The organism is Asanoa sp. NPDC049573, assembly GCF_040676615.1.
GTDB lineage: Bacteria > Actinomycetota > Actinomycetes > Mycobacteriales > Micromonosporaceae > Asanoa.
The window spans coordinates 35,406-50,982 of the sequence record NZ_JBFAPI010000005.1 but is presented as its reverse complement, the minus strand read 5'-3'; the positions used below and the strand labels follow the sequence as shown (position 1 = coordinate 50,982).

Below are 15,577 nucleotides of genomic sequence, written 5' to 3'. Positions count from 1 at the left end.
CCCGCGCCCTAATCCCGAGGGGGATTCGGGCGCGACCCGATCCCGAGCCGTGCCGCTGGCTCGGTAAAAAAGATGGCGCGGCTGGATCAGTCGCGCGGGGGGATCTGCTGCAGGGCCCAGGTGTTGCCGTCAGGGTCGGCGAAGTAGACGAACAGGCCCCACGGTTGCTCGTCGACCTCGCTCGCGTCGACGCCCTTGCTGACCAGTTCCTCGCGCGCCCGGGCGGCGTCGGCGACGACGACCTGCAGGCCCTTCTGGGAGCCGGGTGCCATCTGGGTGACGCCGGTGCCCAGCACGATCGAGCAGGCCGACCCCGGCGGGGTGAGCTGCACGAAGCGCAGGTCGGGATTGACCTGGTGGTCGTGGTCGGCGTTGAAGCCGCACTGGTCGACGTAGAAGGACTTGGCGCGGTCGACGTCGGTCACGGGGATGGCTACGAGCTCGATCTTCCAATCCATGACAGCGAAGCTAGCGGCCGGGTCCGACAATTCAGGGTCGGCGCGGCGCGGCCCGCCGCGCCGACCCCGTTGGTCATGCGGCGATGGGTTCTTCGATCCGCATGCCGCGGGCGCGGACGCCGTCGGCGACCTTGGAGAGCAGGGCGTCGAGGGCGCACAGGTTCACGGACAGGTCGCCGAGTTGTTCACGGAGGGCCTCCTCCGACCACGCGGAGACGTCGAGGTCTCCCAGTGCACTGACCGCGGCTCCGAGCCGCGCGATGGCCTCGTTCGTACTCATGTTCGATAGCGTAGGGCACCCCACCGACAAAAGTCCGCCCGGAGATCGAAGAGTCACCCGACCGTGCCCGCTGCGGCCGCCGCGACGTTGGCGAACAGCAGGGCCTCGGCCAGGCAGGCCCGCTGGAACTCGGCCAGGTGCAGGCTCTCGTTGGGCCCGTGCGCCTTCGAGTTCGGGTCCTCGACGCCGGTGACCAGGATCGCGGCACCCGGGAACATGTCCTGGAACGTCGCGATGAACGGGATCGAACCGCCGACGCCCATGTCGACCGGCTCGACGCCGTCCCAGGCCGCCCGCAGCGCCGACCGGCCGGCCGCGAACATCGGGCCGCTCGTGTCGATCTCGCAGGGCAGACCGTCGGACTCCAGGACCACCGAGACCCGCGCGCCCCAGGGCGTGTGCTTCTCGACGTGCGAGACGATAGCGGCGTACGCCGTCTTGGGGTCGTCTCCCGGCGCCAACCGCACGCTGACCTTGGCCTTCGCTGACGGGATGAGCGCGTTGGGCGCACCGGCGGTGGGCGGCGCGTCGATGCCGAGGATGGAGACGGTCGGCTGGTTCCAGATCCGGTCGGTGAGCCGGCCGGTGCCGATGAACGAGACGCCGTCGAGCAGCCCGGCCTCCTCGCGCAACCGGTCTTCCGGGTAGTCGACGGCCGCGTCGGCCCGCCGGGCCAGCCCCTCGATCGCGACGTCGCCGGCCGCGTCGTGGAAGGTGGCGATCAGCCGGGAGAGCACGGTCAGCGCGTCCGGCACGGCGCCGCCGAACATGCCGCTGTGCACGGCCGATTCGAGGACGCGGACCTCGACGAAGCAGTTGACCAGCCCGCGCAGCGAGGTGGTGACCGAGGGCACGCCGACGTCCCAGTTGCCCGAGTCGGCGATCACGATCACGTCGGAGCGCAGCCGCTCCTTGTATTGCACCAGCATCCCTTCGAGCGACTCGGAGCCGAACTCCTCCTCGCCCTCGACGAACACGACCACCCCGACCGGCAACGCGTCGCCGTAGGCCCGCAGCGCCGCGACGTGCGCCATCACGCCGGCCTTGTCGTCGGCCGCGCCGCGGGCATAGAGCCGGCCGTCGCGGACCACCGGCTCGAACGGCTCCGACGTCCAGAGCGACAGATCACCGACCGGTTGTACGTCGTGGTGCGCGTACAACAGCACGGTCGGCGCGCCCTCGGGCGCCGGCTTGTGGCCGATCACTGCGGGCTGCCCGCCGTTGCGCACGATGTCGACCTCGAGCCCGCAGCCGCGCAGCAGTTCGGCCACCGCCTCCGCGGAGCGCTCGACGTGGCTGAAGTCGAAACCGTCGAACGCGATACCGGGGATGCGGATCAGGCGTTCGAGGTCGGCACGGACGCCGGGCATCTCGCGCTCGATCGCAGCGCGCAGCTCGGACTCGGAGAGGATCGCAGCCGTCATGCCGTGATCGTAAGCCGCCCACCAGGGCCGCTGGCGGGGCCCTAAGCGTTGTCGTCGTGCCGCTCGTTGCGGCCCCGGGCCGCCCGGCCGGCGGCGTCGGCCGCGCTGTTGACCCACGACCGGGCCCGGGCCGCACCGCCACCGGCCCACTCGCCGACGTCGCTGGCGCCGTCGCCGAGCCGGCGTAGCAGGCCGACCAGCGGGTCCTGGGAGCGGCCGAACGCCTCCCGGTAGGACTCGGCGGCGGCCTTGATCTCCTCGCTGACGCTGGTCTCCCCGTCGCCTTCGCGCCGCGGGTAGTCACCGGCGAGGATCCGGGCATAGTCGCCGTTGTCGACCCAGTGCCGCAGGTCGGCGGCCCGGGCGACGGGGACCGGGTGGCTGCTCCAGGCGGTCATCCGCAGCTTGTGGAAGCTGTCCCGCAGGTCGCCCCCGCCGTCGTAGTCGGCCGCCTGCTCCAGGAACGCCGCCGTGTCGATCTGGCTGAGGTCGCCACCGCCGGCCAGCTTCATCAGCAACCGCAGCGCGGCGCCCTGGTCCTGGTTGGCGAGCAGGCCGGCGCGGTCGGCCGACAGCTCGGCCTTGCGCCACCACTCCAGCATCGCGGCGATGATCGCCCGCAGCGCGATCGCGCCGACCGGCAGCCAGCTCAGGTTGGCCGCCCACCGGGTCAGGATCATCAGGATCGTCTTGTACACGGCGTGACCGCTGCGCAGGTGGCCGATCTCGTGGCCGAGCAGGGTGCGCAGTTCGTCGTCGTCGAGCTGCGGCACCGACCCCGAGTCGAGCACGATGAACGGCCGGTCGATGCCGATCGCCCGGCCACCCAGTGTCGGCGAGTAGCGGACGAACAGGTCGGGCAGCTCGGGCAGGTCGAGCGCCTGCGCGGCCTCGGCGTAGAGGCCGTAGACCTGCGGATATTGCCGGTGGTCGACCCGGATCGACGAGGCCAGGTAGGACAGCCGGAACCCGCGCTCGTTCCACATGCCGAAGAACGCCTTGACCACGTCGTCGAAGCCGCGCAGCTCGCGCAGGGCGGTCAGCGCGCCGCGGTCGGCCGGGTGCTCCCACGCGCGCGAGCTGATCCCGGTCAGCACCACCCGCCGGCGTGCGGGAACGGCCGCGCCCTGCTCGTCAGCGCTCATGGTCGCCCCCCGGGTCGTCGCCGTGTGTCACCGCTCAGGGTGCACCACGGCACGGCGTGCGTCTATGCCTGCGGATAAGCACTGACCGTCCGGACCAACCAGCCCCGGCTGTCAGGAGTACGCGAGGACCACGGGGTCCTGCGACCCGACGCCGTGCACGACGAGATCGGCCCGCTCGGCCGTGCGGTCCGCGGCGAAGTGCCGGTTCTCCCGGCGGCGCCAGCGCAGCAGTTGCGGCCGCACCCCGGCCCCGTCGCGCCGCAACGCCCGGCTCAGCCGCAGCCGCGGCGATGCCGTCACGAAGATCGAGAACGTCAGCTCGGGACGGATCGCCGCCCGGGCCGCGCTGAACCCTTCGAGGACCACCACCGGTGCGGGCGGCACCTCGACCCAGGGCCCGACGAACCCGGCCCGCTCCCAGTCGTAGTGCAGGTGCCGCCCGGGCACCCCGGACCGCAAGGGCCAGAGCACCAACTCGTCGAGCCGGCCCCAGAAGGTGAACTGGTCGTCCCACCCGTCGAGGAAGTCGTCGGTGTGCACGACCGGCGTCGGGACCCCGCCCGCCTCGGTCACGGCGGCGGCGAGCCGGGCGGCGAACCGGGTCTTCCCGGCGCCGCTGGGCCCGTCGACCGCGACGAGGCGGGTGTTGCCGAGCCGCGGCCGGCGCCGCAGGATCCGCCGGGCCAGCCCGTCGAAGGTCACCCCGGTCACGGCGCCCCGGGCGGCACGAACGGCAGGCCGGCCGGTGCGCCGCCGGTGACCAGCCGCCACAGCGCGTCGGTGTCCAGGTGCTCCTCGACCAGGTCGCCGAGCAGGTCGAGGGTGCGTTCGCGGACGGCGGCGAACGCCGTACCCGGTGCGGGTGTGAAGCCCGACCGTCCCGCGAGCCGCGCACTCTCGGTGAGGAACCAGCGGCGGAACTCGTCGGACTCGAACGCGCCGTGCCAGTGCGTGCCGAAGACCGCGCCGTCCCGCGCGCCCTCCGGCCGTCCATCCACATAGGTCAGCAGCGGTGCGGCCGGCGCGCCGGCGGAGACGTACCCGTGATGAATCTCGTAGCCCTGGACCGGGATGCCGCCCGCGGCCGTGCCCGACGCGAGCGTGACGGTCTTGCGCGGGTCGAACGTGACCTCGATGGGCAGCAGCCCGAGCCCGTCGACCGTGCCCCGGCCGCTCTCCACGTCGTCGTGGATGGCGCGGGCCAGCATCTGGTAGCCGCCGCAGATCCCCAGCACCGGCCGGCCCGCGGCTTCACGCCGGGCGATCACGTCGGCCAGACCGTTCTCCCGCAACCACCGCAGATCGTCCACGGTGGACTTGCTGCCGGGCAGCACCACGACGTCGGCGGCGGCGATGTCGGCCGCTTCGACGGTGAGCCGCACCCGCACACCCGGCTCGGTCGCGAGCGCCTCGGCGTCGGTGGCGTTGGAGATCCGCGGCAGCCGCACCACCGCAACATCGAGCCACTCGCTGCCGTGCGGCACCGCCGGCCGGCCGAGCACGCTGCCGTAGGCGAGCGAGTCCTCGGCGTCCAACCAAAGATCGAGATGCCACGGGAGTACGCCGTACGTCGGCCGCCCGGTGACCCGCTCCAGCATGTCGAGGCCGGGCTGGAGCAGGGCCCGGGAGCCGCGGAACTTGTTGACCACGAAGCCGACGACGAGGTCCTGGTCGGCCTTGTCGAGCAGGGCGACGGTGCCGAAGAAGGCGGCGAACACCCCACCGCGGTCGATGTCGCCGACGACCACGGTCGGCAGGCGGCCGTGCCGGGCCAGCCCGAGGTTGACGAAGTCGGTGTCCCGCAGGTTGATCTCGGCCGGGCTGCCGGCGCCTTCGCAGACGACCACGTCGTACTCGCTGCGCAGTTGGTCGAAGGTCTCGAAGACGGTCGTGGCCAGCCGCGACTTGAGCGCCCGGAAATTGCCGGCGTCGACCCGGTCGACCGCCTCGCCGAGCACGACGACCTGGCTGGAGTGGTCGCTGCCGGGCTTGAGCAGGACCGGATTGAAGCGCACCTCGGCCGGGATGCCGCAGGCGGCGGCCTGCATCGCCTGCGCCCGCCCGATCTCGCCGCCGCGCCCGTCCGGCCCGACCACGACGGCCGAGTTGTTGGACATGTTCTGCGCCTTGAACGGCGCGACCCGCACGCCGCGGCGATGCAGCCACCGACAGATGCCGGCGGTGACGACGCTCTTGCCGGCGTCGGAGGTGGTGCCGGCGACGAGCAGGCCGCCGCTCATCGCCGGCGCCTCGGTCTCAGCAGCGCACCGACGGCGGCGAGTGAGACGGCGGCGACGCCGACCGTCCCGGACAGCTTGGCCGCGCGGCTGATGTGTCGCGCCTCGGGGCGCGGCCCGTCGCCGAGGTAGGGCCGGGTCTCGGTGCGTCCGAAGTAGACGTTGCGGCCGCCGAGCCGGACACCGAGCGCACCAGCCATCGCCGACTCGCACTGGCCCGCGTTGGGGCTCGGGTGGTCGTTGCGGTCGCGCCGCCAGACCCGCAGCGTCTCGGCCCGGTTGCCGTGCACCCGGGGCGCCGCCGCGACGGTGAGCAGCGCGGTCAGCCGGGCCGGCGCGAGGTTGAGCGCGTCGTCCAGGCGGGCGGCGGCGGTGCCGAACCGGGCGTAGCGCGGCGAGCGGTGCCCGACCATCGCGTCGAGGGTGTTGGCCGCACGGTAGGCGAGCAGCCCCGGCACCCCGGCGACCGCACCCCACCACAGCGGCGCGACGACGGCGTCGGAGGTGTTCTCCGCGATGGACTCGACGGTCGCCCTCGCGAGTTCGGGCTCGTCGAGCTGCGCGGGGTCGCGCCCGCAGAGATGGCCGAGCCGGTTGCGGGCGGCAGGCACGTCACCGGCACGCAGGTAGCCGGCCATCCGCCGGCCTTCGCCGCGCAGCGTGCGGCCGCCGAGGACCGTCCAGGTCGCGGCGGCGGTCAGCACGAAACGGGACATCGGCCGGCCGCGGGTGGCCAGGTTGGCCGCGATGCCGAGCGCCGCGGGAACACCGACCGCGATCAGGGTGTACGCGGCCCCGGCGCGCCGGTCGTCGCGGTAGAGGTTGTGTTCGAGCCGCTGCGCGAGCCCGCCGAACCCGGCGACCGGGTGGAACCGGCGCGGATCGCCGAACAGCGCGTCGAGCCCGTAGCCGGCCAGCAACCCGGCGGCGTCGGCCGCCCGCATGTCCATCGCCAGCCATCCCACATGATCACCCTAGCGGTGGGCTCTTGCCCTACCCCTGTGAGCCGGCGGCCCTGGCGGTGAAGCGGTCCGGTGCGAACTGGTCGATGGTGTGCAGGGTGTAGCCGGTCTGGGCCAGGTCGGCCAGGATCTCGCCCACGACGGGCGCGAACTTGAAGCCGTGGCCGGAGAAGCCGGCGGCGATCGACACCGTCGGCACCTCCGGGTGCAGGCCGAGGATGAAGTGCTCGTCGGGAGTCATCGTGTAGAGGCAGGGCTTGCTGTCGAGGTAACGGGCGCCGGCCAGGGCGGGCAGCCGCGCGCCGAGCCAGCTGACCATCGTGGTCAGGTCGTCGGGGGTGGCCGACGGCGCGCCCAGTTCAGGGTCGGCGGGCCGCTCGCCGGTGTGGAAGGCGGCCTTCACGACGGCGCCGATACCCGGGCCGGCACCCTGCAGGCCGGCCGGCGGCGCGAACGCCGGAATCCCGTAGGCCACCTGGTCGTCGGCCGGCTCCCAGATCCACACCGGGCAGCGCCCGATCGCGAACTCGTCGGTGGGTTGCCAGTAGTGCTGGAGGCGGCTCTCCAGCCGCACCGGCGTACCCGGCATCTTCAGCAGGTCGGCGGCCCACGGCCCGGGGCAGACGACCAGCTTGTCGGCGCTGATCGTGCGCCCGTCGACCCGCACGGTGACGCCGTCGGCGGTCGCCTCCCAGTCGGCGACGATGGCCCCGTAGCGCAGTTCGGCGCCGGCGCGCTCGGCCAGCCGCAGGTGGGCGCTGATGGTGGCCTCGGGCCGGACGACACCGGCGGCCCGCTCGTAGACGCCGACCTCGTCGTCCTGCGGCGTGAAGGCCGGGAACCGCTTGCGGATCTGCCCGGCGTCGAGCACCTCGTGGTCGAGGAAATGCGCCCGCGCCGAGGCGAGCGCGCCGGACACCTGCCCCGACTCGGGGCTGCCGAGCATCAGGCCGCCGGTCTGTGTCATCAACTCGACGCCGGCGATCTCGCCGAGCTGCCGCCAGAGCTCGTAGGCGCGCTGCACGAGGGGCACATAGGCACGACCTTCGGCGTACGCCTGCCGAATGATCCGTGAACCGCCCCCGTGCTCGCCCCGCCCGTGCGGCGGCGTGAACCGGTCGATGCCCAGCACCCGGACGCCGCGGCTGGCCAGGTGGTAGGCGGCGGCCGCGCCCATCGTGCCGAGCCCCACCACGACGACCTCGGGGCGCGTACCGGTCATTTCCATTCCGGAAGCCTAGACGCTGCCGGCCGGTGCAAAGCGGACAGCTGATGCGTCAACACACCATGGCGTCACCCGGCCGCGTCCGCCGCGGGCATCGGACGCCGCAGCCGCCGGGTGACGCCCGCGCCGAGCAGGCCGAGCACGTTGGCCGGCCGCAGGTAGTCGTCGTAGCGGCTGGCACCGGCAAGCACGCCGAGGAAGCGGGTGGCCTCGGCCGGCCGGTCGGCGATCGCGGCGATCAGCAGCCGCTGCGCGGTCGAGACCCGCAGTGTGGCCAGGGCCCGGGTCATCGCGTAGATCGGGTAGGCGGCCGCGTCCCGCTCCCGCTGGTAGGTGGCGAGCGCTTCGTCCAGGTGGTTGCCGCGCGAGCCGCCGGATCCGGGGCCGGACCGTGCGCCGGCACCTGGGAGGTCGCCGCCGCCGACTCCGCCTGGCTGCCGGCCGGAGTGGGAGCCGCGGGGTGATGGGGCGCCGGACCGGAGACCGCGCACGATCGCCGCGGCGAGCAGTTCGGCGTCGCGGAAGGCGTTGCTGATGCCCTGGCCCGCGACCGGGTCCATCACGATGCCCGCGTCGCCGACGAGGGCCCACCCGGCGCCGTGCGCGACCCGGAAGCCGTTGCGCACGTCCGGCGCCAGCCGGAACGGCTCGGCCCGGGTGCCGGCCCGCACCCGTTCGCCGAGGTCGCCGCACCGGTCGAGCGCGGCCACGTAGCCGGCGGCCGGGTCGGCCCGGAACCGGTCGAAGTCGGCCAGCGGGGCGAAAACCGCGACCATCGCCAGGCCGTCGTTGGTCGGAAACGCCGGAACGGTGAGCCCCGGCCGGACGTGGATCGAGCCGACCGGCAGGTCGACCCCCGACCAGTAGGTGTAGCAGGCGAACGTCGCCGGCTGCCGCACGTGGTAGGCACCGGCCCCGACCGCGGCGGCGATGGTGGACCGCTTCCCGTCGGCGCCGATCACGAGGCGGGCGGAGTCGGTGAGGGGGGCGGCAGTGGGGCCCCTCCCCCTCCCCTCCCCGCGTTCCCGGCCGCGGATGCCGGTGATCCGGCCTTCGGCGTCGCGGGTCAGCTCGTCGACCGCGAAGCCTTCGCGGACCTCGGCGCCCGCCGCGCGCGCGGCGTCGACCAGGGCCGCGTCGAGCAGCGTGCGCCGCGGGCCGTAGAGCGTGTCGACGCCCTCGATCCCCGGGTATCGGCCGCGCAGCACCGCCCACCCGCCCGCGTCAAGCCGCACCTTCGGCACCGCCGGCGTCACCGCGGCGATCCGGTCGAGCACTCCCCACCGGCGCAGCCGGGCGATGCCGGGCACCTGGACCTGGTGGGTCGACAGCGTGTCGCTCGGGAAGCGCGCCCGGTCGACCGCCAGCACCCGCAGGCCGGCCCGGGCGAGCAGCATCGCGGTCGCGGCGCCCGCTGCCCGGGTGCCGACGACGATGACGTCATGGTCCATCGCGAATCCCTCTCCATACGGTGCCGTATGGAGGGACCATACGGTAGCGTATGGCCGTGCGTAAACCCCGTCTCGGACCGGACGACTGGACCGCCGCCGCCCTGACCGCGATCGGCGAGCAGGGCCTGGCCGGCGTCGCCGTCGAACCGCTGGCCACCCGACTCGGCACCACGAAGGGCAGCTTCTACTGGCACTTCGCCAACCGGGACGCGCTGCTCGACGCCGCCCTGCGCAGCTGGGACGAGACCTACACCGACGCGATCCTGCGCACCGTCGACGCGGAACCCGACCCGGCGGCCCGGCTGCGCGCGCTGTTCGTCGCCGTCACCGCCTCGGAGCGGGCGCCGGTCGAGGTGCACCTGCACGCCGCCGCCGACCATCCCGCGGTGGCGCCGGCGATGCGCCGGGCCGTGGCCCGGCGGACGGCATACATCGCCGCGCAGCTCACCGCGCTCGGCTTCGACCAGGCCGAAGCCGACCGCCGGGCCCTGTTCGCCTACGCCACCTACCTCGGCCACATTCAACTCGTCGTGCGGATTCCCGAAGCGGTGCCGCAGGGCCCGGCGCTCGAGGCCTACCTCGGCACGGTGCTCTCCGCCGTGCTCGACCGGCCGGCGGGCGGTCAGGCGGGCACGCGCTCCTCCTCCGGGACCGCCTCGTCCCGCGGAACCTCCGCCGGCACGGCCTCCCCCGGCACGGCCTCGGCCGGGACGGCCTGAGGCTCGGCGAGGGACAGCCGGGCCAGCGAGGCCTCGTCGTCGAACAGGTGGTCGCTGTCGCCGTAGCGGGCCGGCACGTCGCCCTCGGCGACCTCCTCGGTCGGCTCGCCGCGGGCCTGCAGGCCGGTCTCGTCGTCGTCGATCTCGCTGGTCGCGCCGCCCGCCCGGACGCGGGCGAAGCGCGCCTTGCCACGGGACAGGTCGTGGCCGACGGCGACCGCCTCCACCTCGTAGGACGTGCGGCTGTTGCCTTCACCGTCTTCCCAGTCGCGGGTGTAGAGGCGGCCGACCACCACGACGGGGTCGCCGGTCATCACCGACGACGCGACGCCCTCCGCGAGCCGCCGCCAGCAGGTCACCCGGAGCCGCAGGCTGTTGCCGTCGACCCAGCGGTTGTTGTCGCGGTCGAAGCGCCGGGCGGTCGAGGCGACCCGGAAGCTGGCCACGAGCGTGTTGGTGTTGGCGGTGCGCCGCCACTCGGGCGCGGTCAGAACATTGCCGACCAGAGTTACATAGGTGTCGAACATGATCATCTCCACAGATGGATCGGTCATTGGGGCGCGAGTCGACTCGGGGACCAGCGTCCCGAGCGGGGCGGGCGGGCGCCACGGATGGACAGACGGCTGTGGATAAGTGGGCACCTGTGGAAAACCGAACGATCAAAGCCGGATGTCGTACGCGAGCGGTAGCGTCTGGAACGTGAACGACGTGGAAATAGACGTCCTCGGCCAGCCCTACGAGCGCCGAGTGATCGACCTTGGGCATGACGAAGAGGGCCCGCTGGTCGCGACGCTGGTCAGCCGCCGTGCCGAGCGCTCGACCGGCCGTGCCGTGCTCTATGTGCACGGTTTCGTCGACTACTTCTTCCAGACCCACCTGGCCGACTTCTATGTCGAGCGCGGTTGGGACTTTCACGCGATCGACCTGCGCCGCTACGGGCGCAGCCTGCTGCCGCACCAGACGCCCAACTTCACCACCGACCTGACCGAATACTTCGCCGAGCTCGACATCGCCGCCGAACTGATCGGCGCCGAGACCCTGCTCGTCAACGGCCACTCGACCGGCGGCCTGGTCGCCTCGCTATGGGCACATGCCCGGCGTGACCGAAACATGATCGATGGTCTCTTCTTGAACAGTCCGTTCTTCGACTTCAACATGCCCTGGCTGATGCGCCGCCCGGTGCTCGCCGGCGTTGCCCGCCTCGGCCGCCGCAACCCGCGCCGGGCGATCCCCCGCGGCCTCGAAAGCCTTTACGGGCAAAGCCTGCACATCAACTACCGCGGCGAGTGGGACTACAACCTGGCCTGGAAGCCGATCGAGGCCTTCCCGATCTTCGCCGGCTGGGTCGGCGCGATCCGCACCGCCCACCGCCAACTCTGGGCCGGCCTCGACATCCCGGCCCCGGTGCTGGTCGCCTGCTCGACCCGCACGTTCCGCGGCGCGAAGTGGCACGACAGCATCAACGTCGCCGACGCGGTGCTCGACGTCGAGCACATCGTCCGCTATGCGCCGCGCCTCGGCCAGCACGTCACCCTGGTCCGCATCGACGGCGGCATCCACGACCTCACGCTCTCCGGCCCGCAGCCGCGAGAACGACTGTTCACCGAGGTGGGGCGCTGGATCGACGCCTACGTGACTCCCACTGACGGGGGTCCGGCGGTGGGCGCCGCTCAGGCGGATAGTCCGGGTCGGGATAGCTCTCCGGCTCCCGGCGCTGACGCGGCGGCTGCCACCGGCGCGACTCCGGGTCTTCCCGGCTAGGCCGCGGCGGGTCGTCCGACCAGCTCGGCTCCGAATCAGGTTCCCGGCCGGGCCGTGCCTGCGGGCCTCCCGACCGAGCCGGGCGCGGAGCAGGTTCCCGGCCAGACAATGGCGGCAATTCCGTCCAACCCGGCTCCAGCTCGCGGTCAGCTCGCCCGGTGCCGCCGGATCGACCCCGCCGCGGACCAGGCTGCCGGCCGGGCCACGACCGGCCATCCGACCAACCCGACCCCGAAGCAGGCTCCCGGCCGGACTGCGGTGGCTCGTCAGACCAGCCGGCGTCCGGCTCCCGGGTAGGCCGCCCTGTGCCACGAGACCGACCCGGCTCCGGGCCAGACCGGGGGCCATCCGACCAACCCGACTCGGCATCAGGCTCCCGCGCAGACCGGGTCCGGCCATCGGACCAGCCGGCCCCGGAAACAGCCGCAGGACCAGGCCGCGCGGAACCACCCGGCCAACCCGGCCCTGCTTGGTCTTCCCGATCAGGCCTCGACCGCCCGCCAGACCAGCCAGCCCCCGAAACAGCCGCAGGGCCAGACCGCGACGAGCCGCCCGACCAGGCGGCCCCCGATACAGGCGCATTGCCAGACCGCGACGGCGCACCCGACGGACCCGTCACCGAATCATGCCCACCGCCCGGCCGCGGCCGGCCACCCGACCAACCAGCACCGGAAACTGCCGCGGGACCAGACCGCGACGCGCCCCCCGACCAGCCAGCCCCCGAAACAGCCGCAGGGCCAGACCGCGACGGCCCATCCGACCAACCAGCCCCCGGATCAGGATCACCGCCCGGCCGCGGCGGCCCATCGGACCAGCCCGACCCCGGCGGCGGCATACGCCGGCCAGGTTCCGGCGGTCGCGGCCCCAGCGGCTGGCGCGGCAGCGGCTGCCACTCGCCCTGCCGCAGGACCAGCAGCTCCCGGCTGAGCGGATGCGCGTCGCCGGCCATGAAGACCCGCTCCACCGCCCGGCGGGCCTTCTCCAGGCCGGGCCGCGAATCCGTGCCGGTGATGATCACGACATCCCGGGCCGGCACGCCGACGACCAGCTCACCGGGGATGCGTGGGCCGAGTTCCGCCCAGAACTCCTCCGCCAGCAGGACGCTGGATTCGAGCCCTTCGAAGGAGAGCATCACCGCCGGTGGCCGGCCGTGGATCTTCGCCCGGCGCAGGTTGTCGTAGAGGTTGTCGATGGCCAGGCGCCGCAGCGTGCGCCGGTTGAGCGCGAACCGATCAAGATCCGACCAGGTGACCAATCTTTCCCCGAACGGAGGACCGAACGAGTAGGCGACGGCGATACCCTCCGTGAACTCGTCGCGCACGTGGCTGTCGTCGACCGTCCGGTCGACGGTCGACACCAGCAGCGGGAGAAAGCGGGTGCTCGTCACCTGCACGCGTGGAAACCTAATATGTGCAGGCGAGATCGTCACGCCCTGGTTGTCCGTCAATTTGACCAGCAGCCGGCGCGACACCCGCCACGCGCTCGTAGCTCAGTGGATAGAGCAGGGGTCTTCTAAGCCCATGGTCGCAGGTTCGAATCCTGCCGAGCGCACCACCACAACACCCGGCGCCGGGCGCGCCAACCCGTCAGAAGCGCGCTGACCAGGAAGAATCGCCGCGGTGAGTCGACGTTTCCTCCGCGCCATCGCCGCATTCGCCATCGTCTTCGCCGCGGCCGGCTGCTCAAGCGAAACCATCAAAACCGCCGCCTCCGTGCCACCGGCCGCGACGGGCACGCCGAGCGCCGCCGCCGAAATCCCGGCCCGCGCCGACGGCGCACCGAGCGCGCGGGAGGTCGTCGACACCTTCGCGGCCGCCGGCCTGCCGGTCCCCAACCCGCAGGACAACTCCGGCTACTGCGCGACCGGCGTTACGCACTGTTCCGAGATCATGACGACCAAGGCGGTCACGGTGTACGTCTTCCCGGACGAAGCCACCGCCCAGGAGTACGCGACCGCCCCGGACACCCACCGCATCGGCGCCGTCGTCCTCGACTACGCCCCCGCGAACACCCCGGCCGACGACCGGCCGAAATACGAGAACGCCCTGACCAGCCTTCTCTGAGCGGAAGCGGCAGGACGCACCGGTCCACCACAGAGCGCGGTAGGGGACGCCCGTGCGCGCGGCGCGACGACCCGGGTCCGAAAAACTTCTGGCAGGGTGTCGTCCGGGGTCGGTCGCCGTTCGACGCATAGGTGAGAAGGCGACTGACATGAGGAGACAGCGATGCGGTTTCTGGTGATCACCAAGGCCACCGAGGAGAGCGAAGCCGGTGTTATGCCGGCCACCGAGGATTTCGAGACGGTCGGCGCCTTCATCGAGGAGCTGGTCGACGCCGGCGTGCTGCTGGCCACCGAGGGCATCCACCCCAGCGCGAAGGGGGTCAGGATCTACTTCGACGGCGACAAGAAGACCGTGGTCGACGGGCCGTTCACCGAGACCAAGGAGCTCGTCGCCGGGTTCTTCCTGGTCGAGATGAAGTCGCTCGAGGAGTGCGTCGAATGGTTCAAGCGCTACCCGGTCGTGCGACCGGGCGCGGGCGGGACCAACATCGAGATCCGGCAGGTCTTCCAGGCCGACGACTTCGGCGACACCTTCACGGCCGAGCAGCGCGACGCGGTGGAGAAGCGGCGCGCGAAGGCTACGAAGAACTGACCGGTGGCCTCCGACACCCACCGCGCGATCGAGGCGGTCTGGCGGATCGAGTCAGTCCGGCTGATCGCCGGGCTGACCAGGCTCGTCGGCGACGTCGGCACGGCCGAGGAGCTGGCACAGGACGCGCTCGTCGCGGCGCTGGAGCAGTGGCCGGCGGAGGGCGTACCGCGTAATCCTGGCGCCTGGTTGATGACGATCGCCAAGCGCCGCGCCATCGACCGGATCCGGCGCGACGAGACCTACCAGCGCAAGGTCGAGGAGGTCGGGCGCGACCTCGACGAGTCCACTCCGGACATCGGGGCGCTGGTCGCCGACGACGACGGCATCGGCGATGACCTGCTGCGGCTGGTGTTCGTGGCCTGCCACCCGGTGCTGTCCACCGAGGCACGCACCGCGCTGACCCTGCGGCTGCTCGGCGGCCTGAGCACAGACGAGATCGCCCGGGCCTTCCTGGTGCCGGAACCGACCGTGGCGCAGCGGATCGTGCGGGCCAAGAAGACCCTGGCCAACGCCGGGGTGCCGTTCGAGGTGCCGCAGGGCAGGGAGCTGGCCGCCCGGCTCTCCTCGGTGCTCGAGGTCGTCTACCTGATCTTCAACGAGGGCTACTCGGCCACCGTTGGCGACGACTGGATGCGGCCGGCGTTGTGCGAAGACGCCCTGCGGCTGGGCCGGATCCTGGCCCGGCTGGCACCGCGCGAGCCGGAGGTGCACGGCCTGGTGGCGCTGATGGAGATCCAGGCGTCCCGGGCGGCCGCGCGCACCGGCCCGGGCGGCGAGCCGATCCTGCTGGCCGACCAGAACCGGGCCCGCTGGGACCAGTTGCTGATCCGCCGGGGCCTGGCCGCGCTGGAGCGGGCCGAGACCCTGACCGGCGGCCGGCCCGGCCCCTACGTGTTGCAGGCGGCCATCGCCGCGGGCCACGCCCGGGCCCGCCGTTTCGAGGACACCGACTGGGAGCGCATCGCCGGGCTCTACGAGCAACTGGCCGAGACGACGCGCTCCCCCGTGGTCGAGCTGAACCGCGCGGTGGCGCTCTCGATGGCGTTCGGGCCGGCGACCGGGCTGGCCCTGGTCGACCAGCTGATGGCCTTCCCGCACGTGCGCGACTACCACCTGCTGCCCAGCGTCCGCGGCGACCTGCTGGCCAAGCTGGGCCGGCTCGCCGAGGCGCGGGCCGAGTTCGAGCGGGCGGCGTCGCTGACCCAGAACGCGCGCGAACGAGCCCTGCTGCTGGGCCGGGCCGTGGCCTGCGGGTGATCCG

At 72.8% G+C, this 15,577-nt stretch carries 15 protein-coding genes and 1 tRNA gene; 6 read left to right on the top strand and 10 right to left on the bottom strand.

Translation table 11 applies throughout. The features are described from left to right. Positions 1 to 86 precede the first annotated feature (86 nt). The 9 genes from AB0J74_RS13160 to AB0J74_RS13120 form a co-directional block, all read right to left on the bottom strand. On the bottom strand, positions 87 to 458 hold the full coding sequence (locus AB0J74_RS13160; RefSeq protein ID WP_363447896.1) for a glyoxalase superfamily protein: 372 nt from the start codon (positions 456 to 458) through the stop codon (positions 87 to 89). A 73-nt stretch (positions 459 to 531) separates the two neighbouring features. Next, positions 532 to 738: a hypothetical protein gene (locus AB0J74_RS13155; protein WP_363447893.1), complete on the bottom strand. Its 207-nt coding sequence runs from the start codon at positions 736 to 738 to the stop codon at positions 532 to 534. A gap of 53 nt (positions 739 to 791) precedes the next feature. Continuing rightward, positions 792 to 2,162: a dipeptidase gene (locus AB0J74_RS13150; protein WP_363447890.1), complete on the bottom strand. Its 1,371-nt coding sequence runs from the start codon at positions 2,160 to 2,162 to the stop codon at positions 792 to 794. Between the two features lie 41 nt (positions 2,163 to 2,203). Further along, positions 2,204 to 3,307 carry a M48 family metallopeptidase gene (locus AB0J74_RS13145; protein ID WP_363447888.1) on the bottom strand — a complete coding sequence of 368 codons (1,104 nt, stop codon included), beginning with the start codon at positions 3,305 to 3,307 and terminating at the stop codon, positions 2,204 to 2,206. 111 nt (positions 3,308 to 3,418) lie between these two features. Then, on the bottom strand, positions 3,419 to 4,018 hold the full coding sequence (locus AB0J74_RS13140) for a hypothetical protein (RefSeq protein ID WP_363447886.1): 600 nt from the start codon (positions 4,016 to 4,018) through the stop codon (positions 3,419 to 3,421). Further along, positions 4,015 to 5,547 (bottom strand): cobyric acid synthase, encoded by a 1,533-nt coding sequence (locus AB0J74_RS13135; RefSeq protein ID WP_363447884.1) that lies wholly within the window; start codon positions 5,545 to 5,547, stop codon positions 4,015 to 4,017. The genes AB0J74_RS13140 and AB0J74_RS13135 overlap by 4 nt, the downstream gene beginning before the upstream one ends. Next, positions 5,544 to 6,488 carry a cobalamin biosynthesis protein gene (locus AB0J74_RS13130; RefSeq protein WP_363448357.1) on the bottom strand — a complete coding sequence of 315 codons (945 nt, stop codon included), beginning with the start codon at positions 6,486 to 6,488 and terminating at the stop codon, positions 5,544 to 5,546. Before AB0J74_RS13130 ends, AB0J74_RS13135 begins: the two co-directional genes overlap by 4 nt. A 49-nt stretch (positions 6,489 to 6,537) precedes the next feature. Next, the gene (gene solA, locus AB0J74_RS13125; protein ID WP_363447883.1) at positions 6,538 to 7,728 is read right to left on the bottom strand and encodes an N-methyl-L-tryptophan oxidase; all 1,191 of its coding nucleotides are present in this window, start codon (positions 7,726 to 7,728) and stop codon (positions 6,538 to 6,540) included. Positions 7,729 to 7,799: 71 nt separating this feature from the next. Further along, on the bottom strand, positions 7,800 to 9,182 hold the full coding sequence (locus AB0J74_RS13120; protein ID WP_363447880.1) for an FAD-dependent monooxygenase: 1,383 nt from the start codon (positions 9,180 to 9,182) through the stop codon (positions 7,800 to 7,802). A 56-nt stretch (positions 9,183 to 9,238) separates the two neighbouring features. Here AB0J74_RS13120 and AB0J74_RS13115 point away from each other — a divergent pair, with 56 nt between their 5' ends. Continuing rightward, a complete protein-coding gene (locus AB0J74_RS13115) occupies positions 9,239 to 9,901 on the top strand; it encodes a TetR/AcrR family transcriptional regulator (protein WP_363447879.1) in 663 nt (220 codons plus the stop codon). On the opposite strand, the gene ssb is transcribed toward AB0J74_RS13115, so the two are convergent. Then, positions 9,805 to 10,428, bottom strand: a complete 624-nt coding sequence (ssb, locus tag AB0J74_RS13110) for a single-stranded DNA-binding protein (RefSeq protein ID WP_363448356.1) — start codon at positions 10,426 to 10,428, stop codon at positions 9,805 to 9,807. The two genes, AB0J74_RS13115 and ssb, sit on opposite strands and share 97 nt — an antisense overlap. Positions 10,429 to 10,609: 181 nt before the next feature. Here ssb and AB0J74_RS13105 point away from each other — a divergent pair, with 181 nt between their 5' ends. From AB0J74_RS13105 to AB0J74_RS13085, 5 genes are all read left to right on the top strand, one after another. Then, entirely contained in the window at positions 10,610 to 11,662 is a 1,053-nt protein-coding gene (locus AB0J74_RS13105; RefSeq protein WP_363448355.1) for an alpha/beta hydrolase, read from the top strand. Positions 11,663 to 13,140: 1,478 nt separating this feature from the next. After that, positions 13,141 to 13,216, top strand: a tRNA-Arg gene (locus tag AB0J74_RS13100). Between the two features lie 65 nt (positions 13,217 to 13,281). After that, positions 13,282 to 13,725, top strand: coding sequence for a hypothetical protein (locus AB0J74_RS13095; protein ID WP_363447878.1), 444 nt, complete (start codon positions 13,282 to 13,284; stop codon positions 13,723 to 13,725). A 162-nt stretch (positions 13,726 to 13,887) separates the two neighbouring features. Then, on the top strand, positions 13,888 to 14,316 hold the full coding sequence (locus AB0J74_RS13090; protein WP_363447876.1) for a YciI family protein: 429 nt from the start codon (positions 13,888 to 13,890) through the stop codon (positions 14,314 to 14,316). 3 nt (positions 14,317 to 14,319) lie between these two features. Beyond that, positions 14,320 to 15,573 (top strand): RNA polymerase sigma factor, encoded by a 1,254-nt coding sequence (locus AB0J74_RS13085; protein ID WP_363447874.1) that lies wholly within the window; start codon positions 14,320 to 14,322, stop codon positions 15,571 to 15,573. The last annotated feature ends 4 nt before the right edge of the window (positions 15,574 to 15,577 follow it).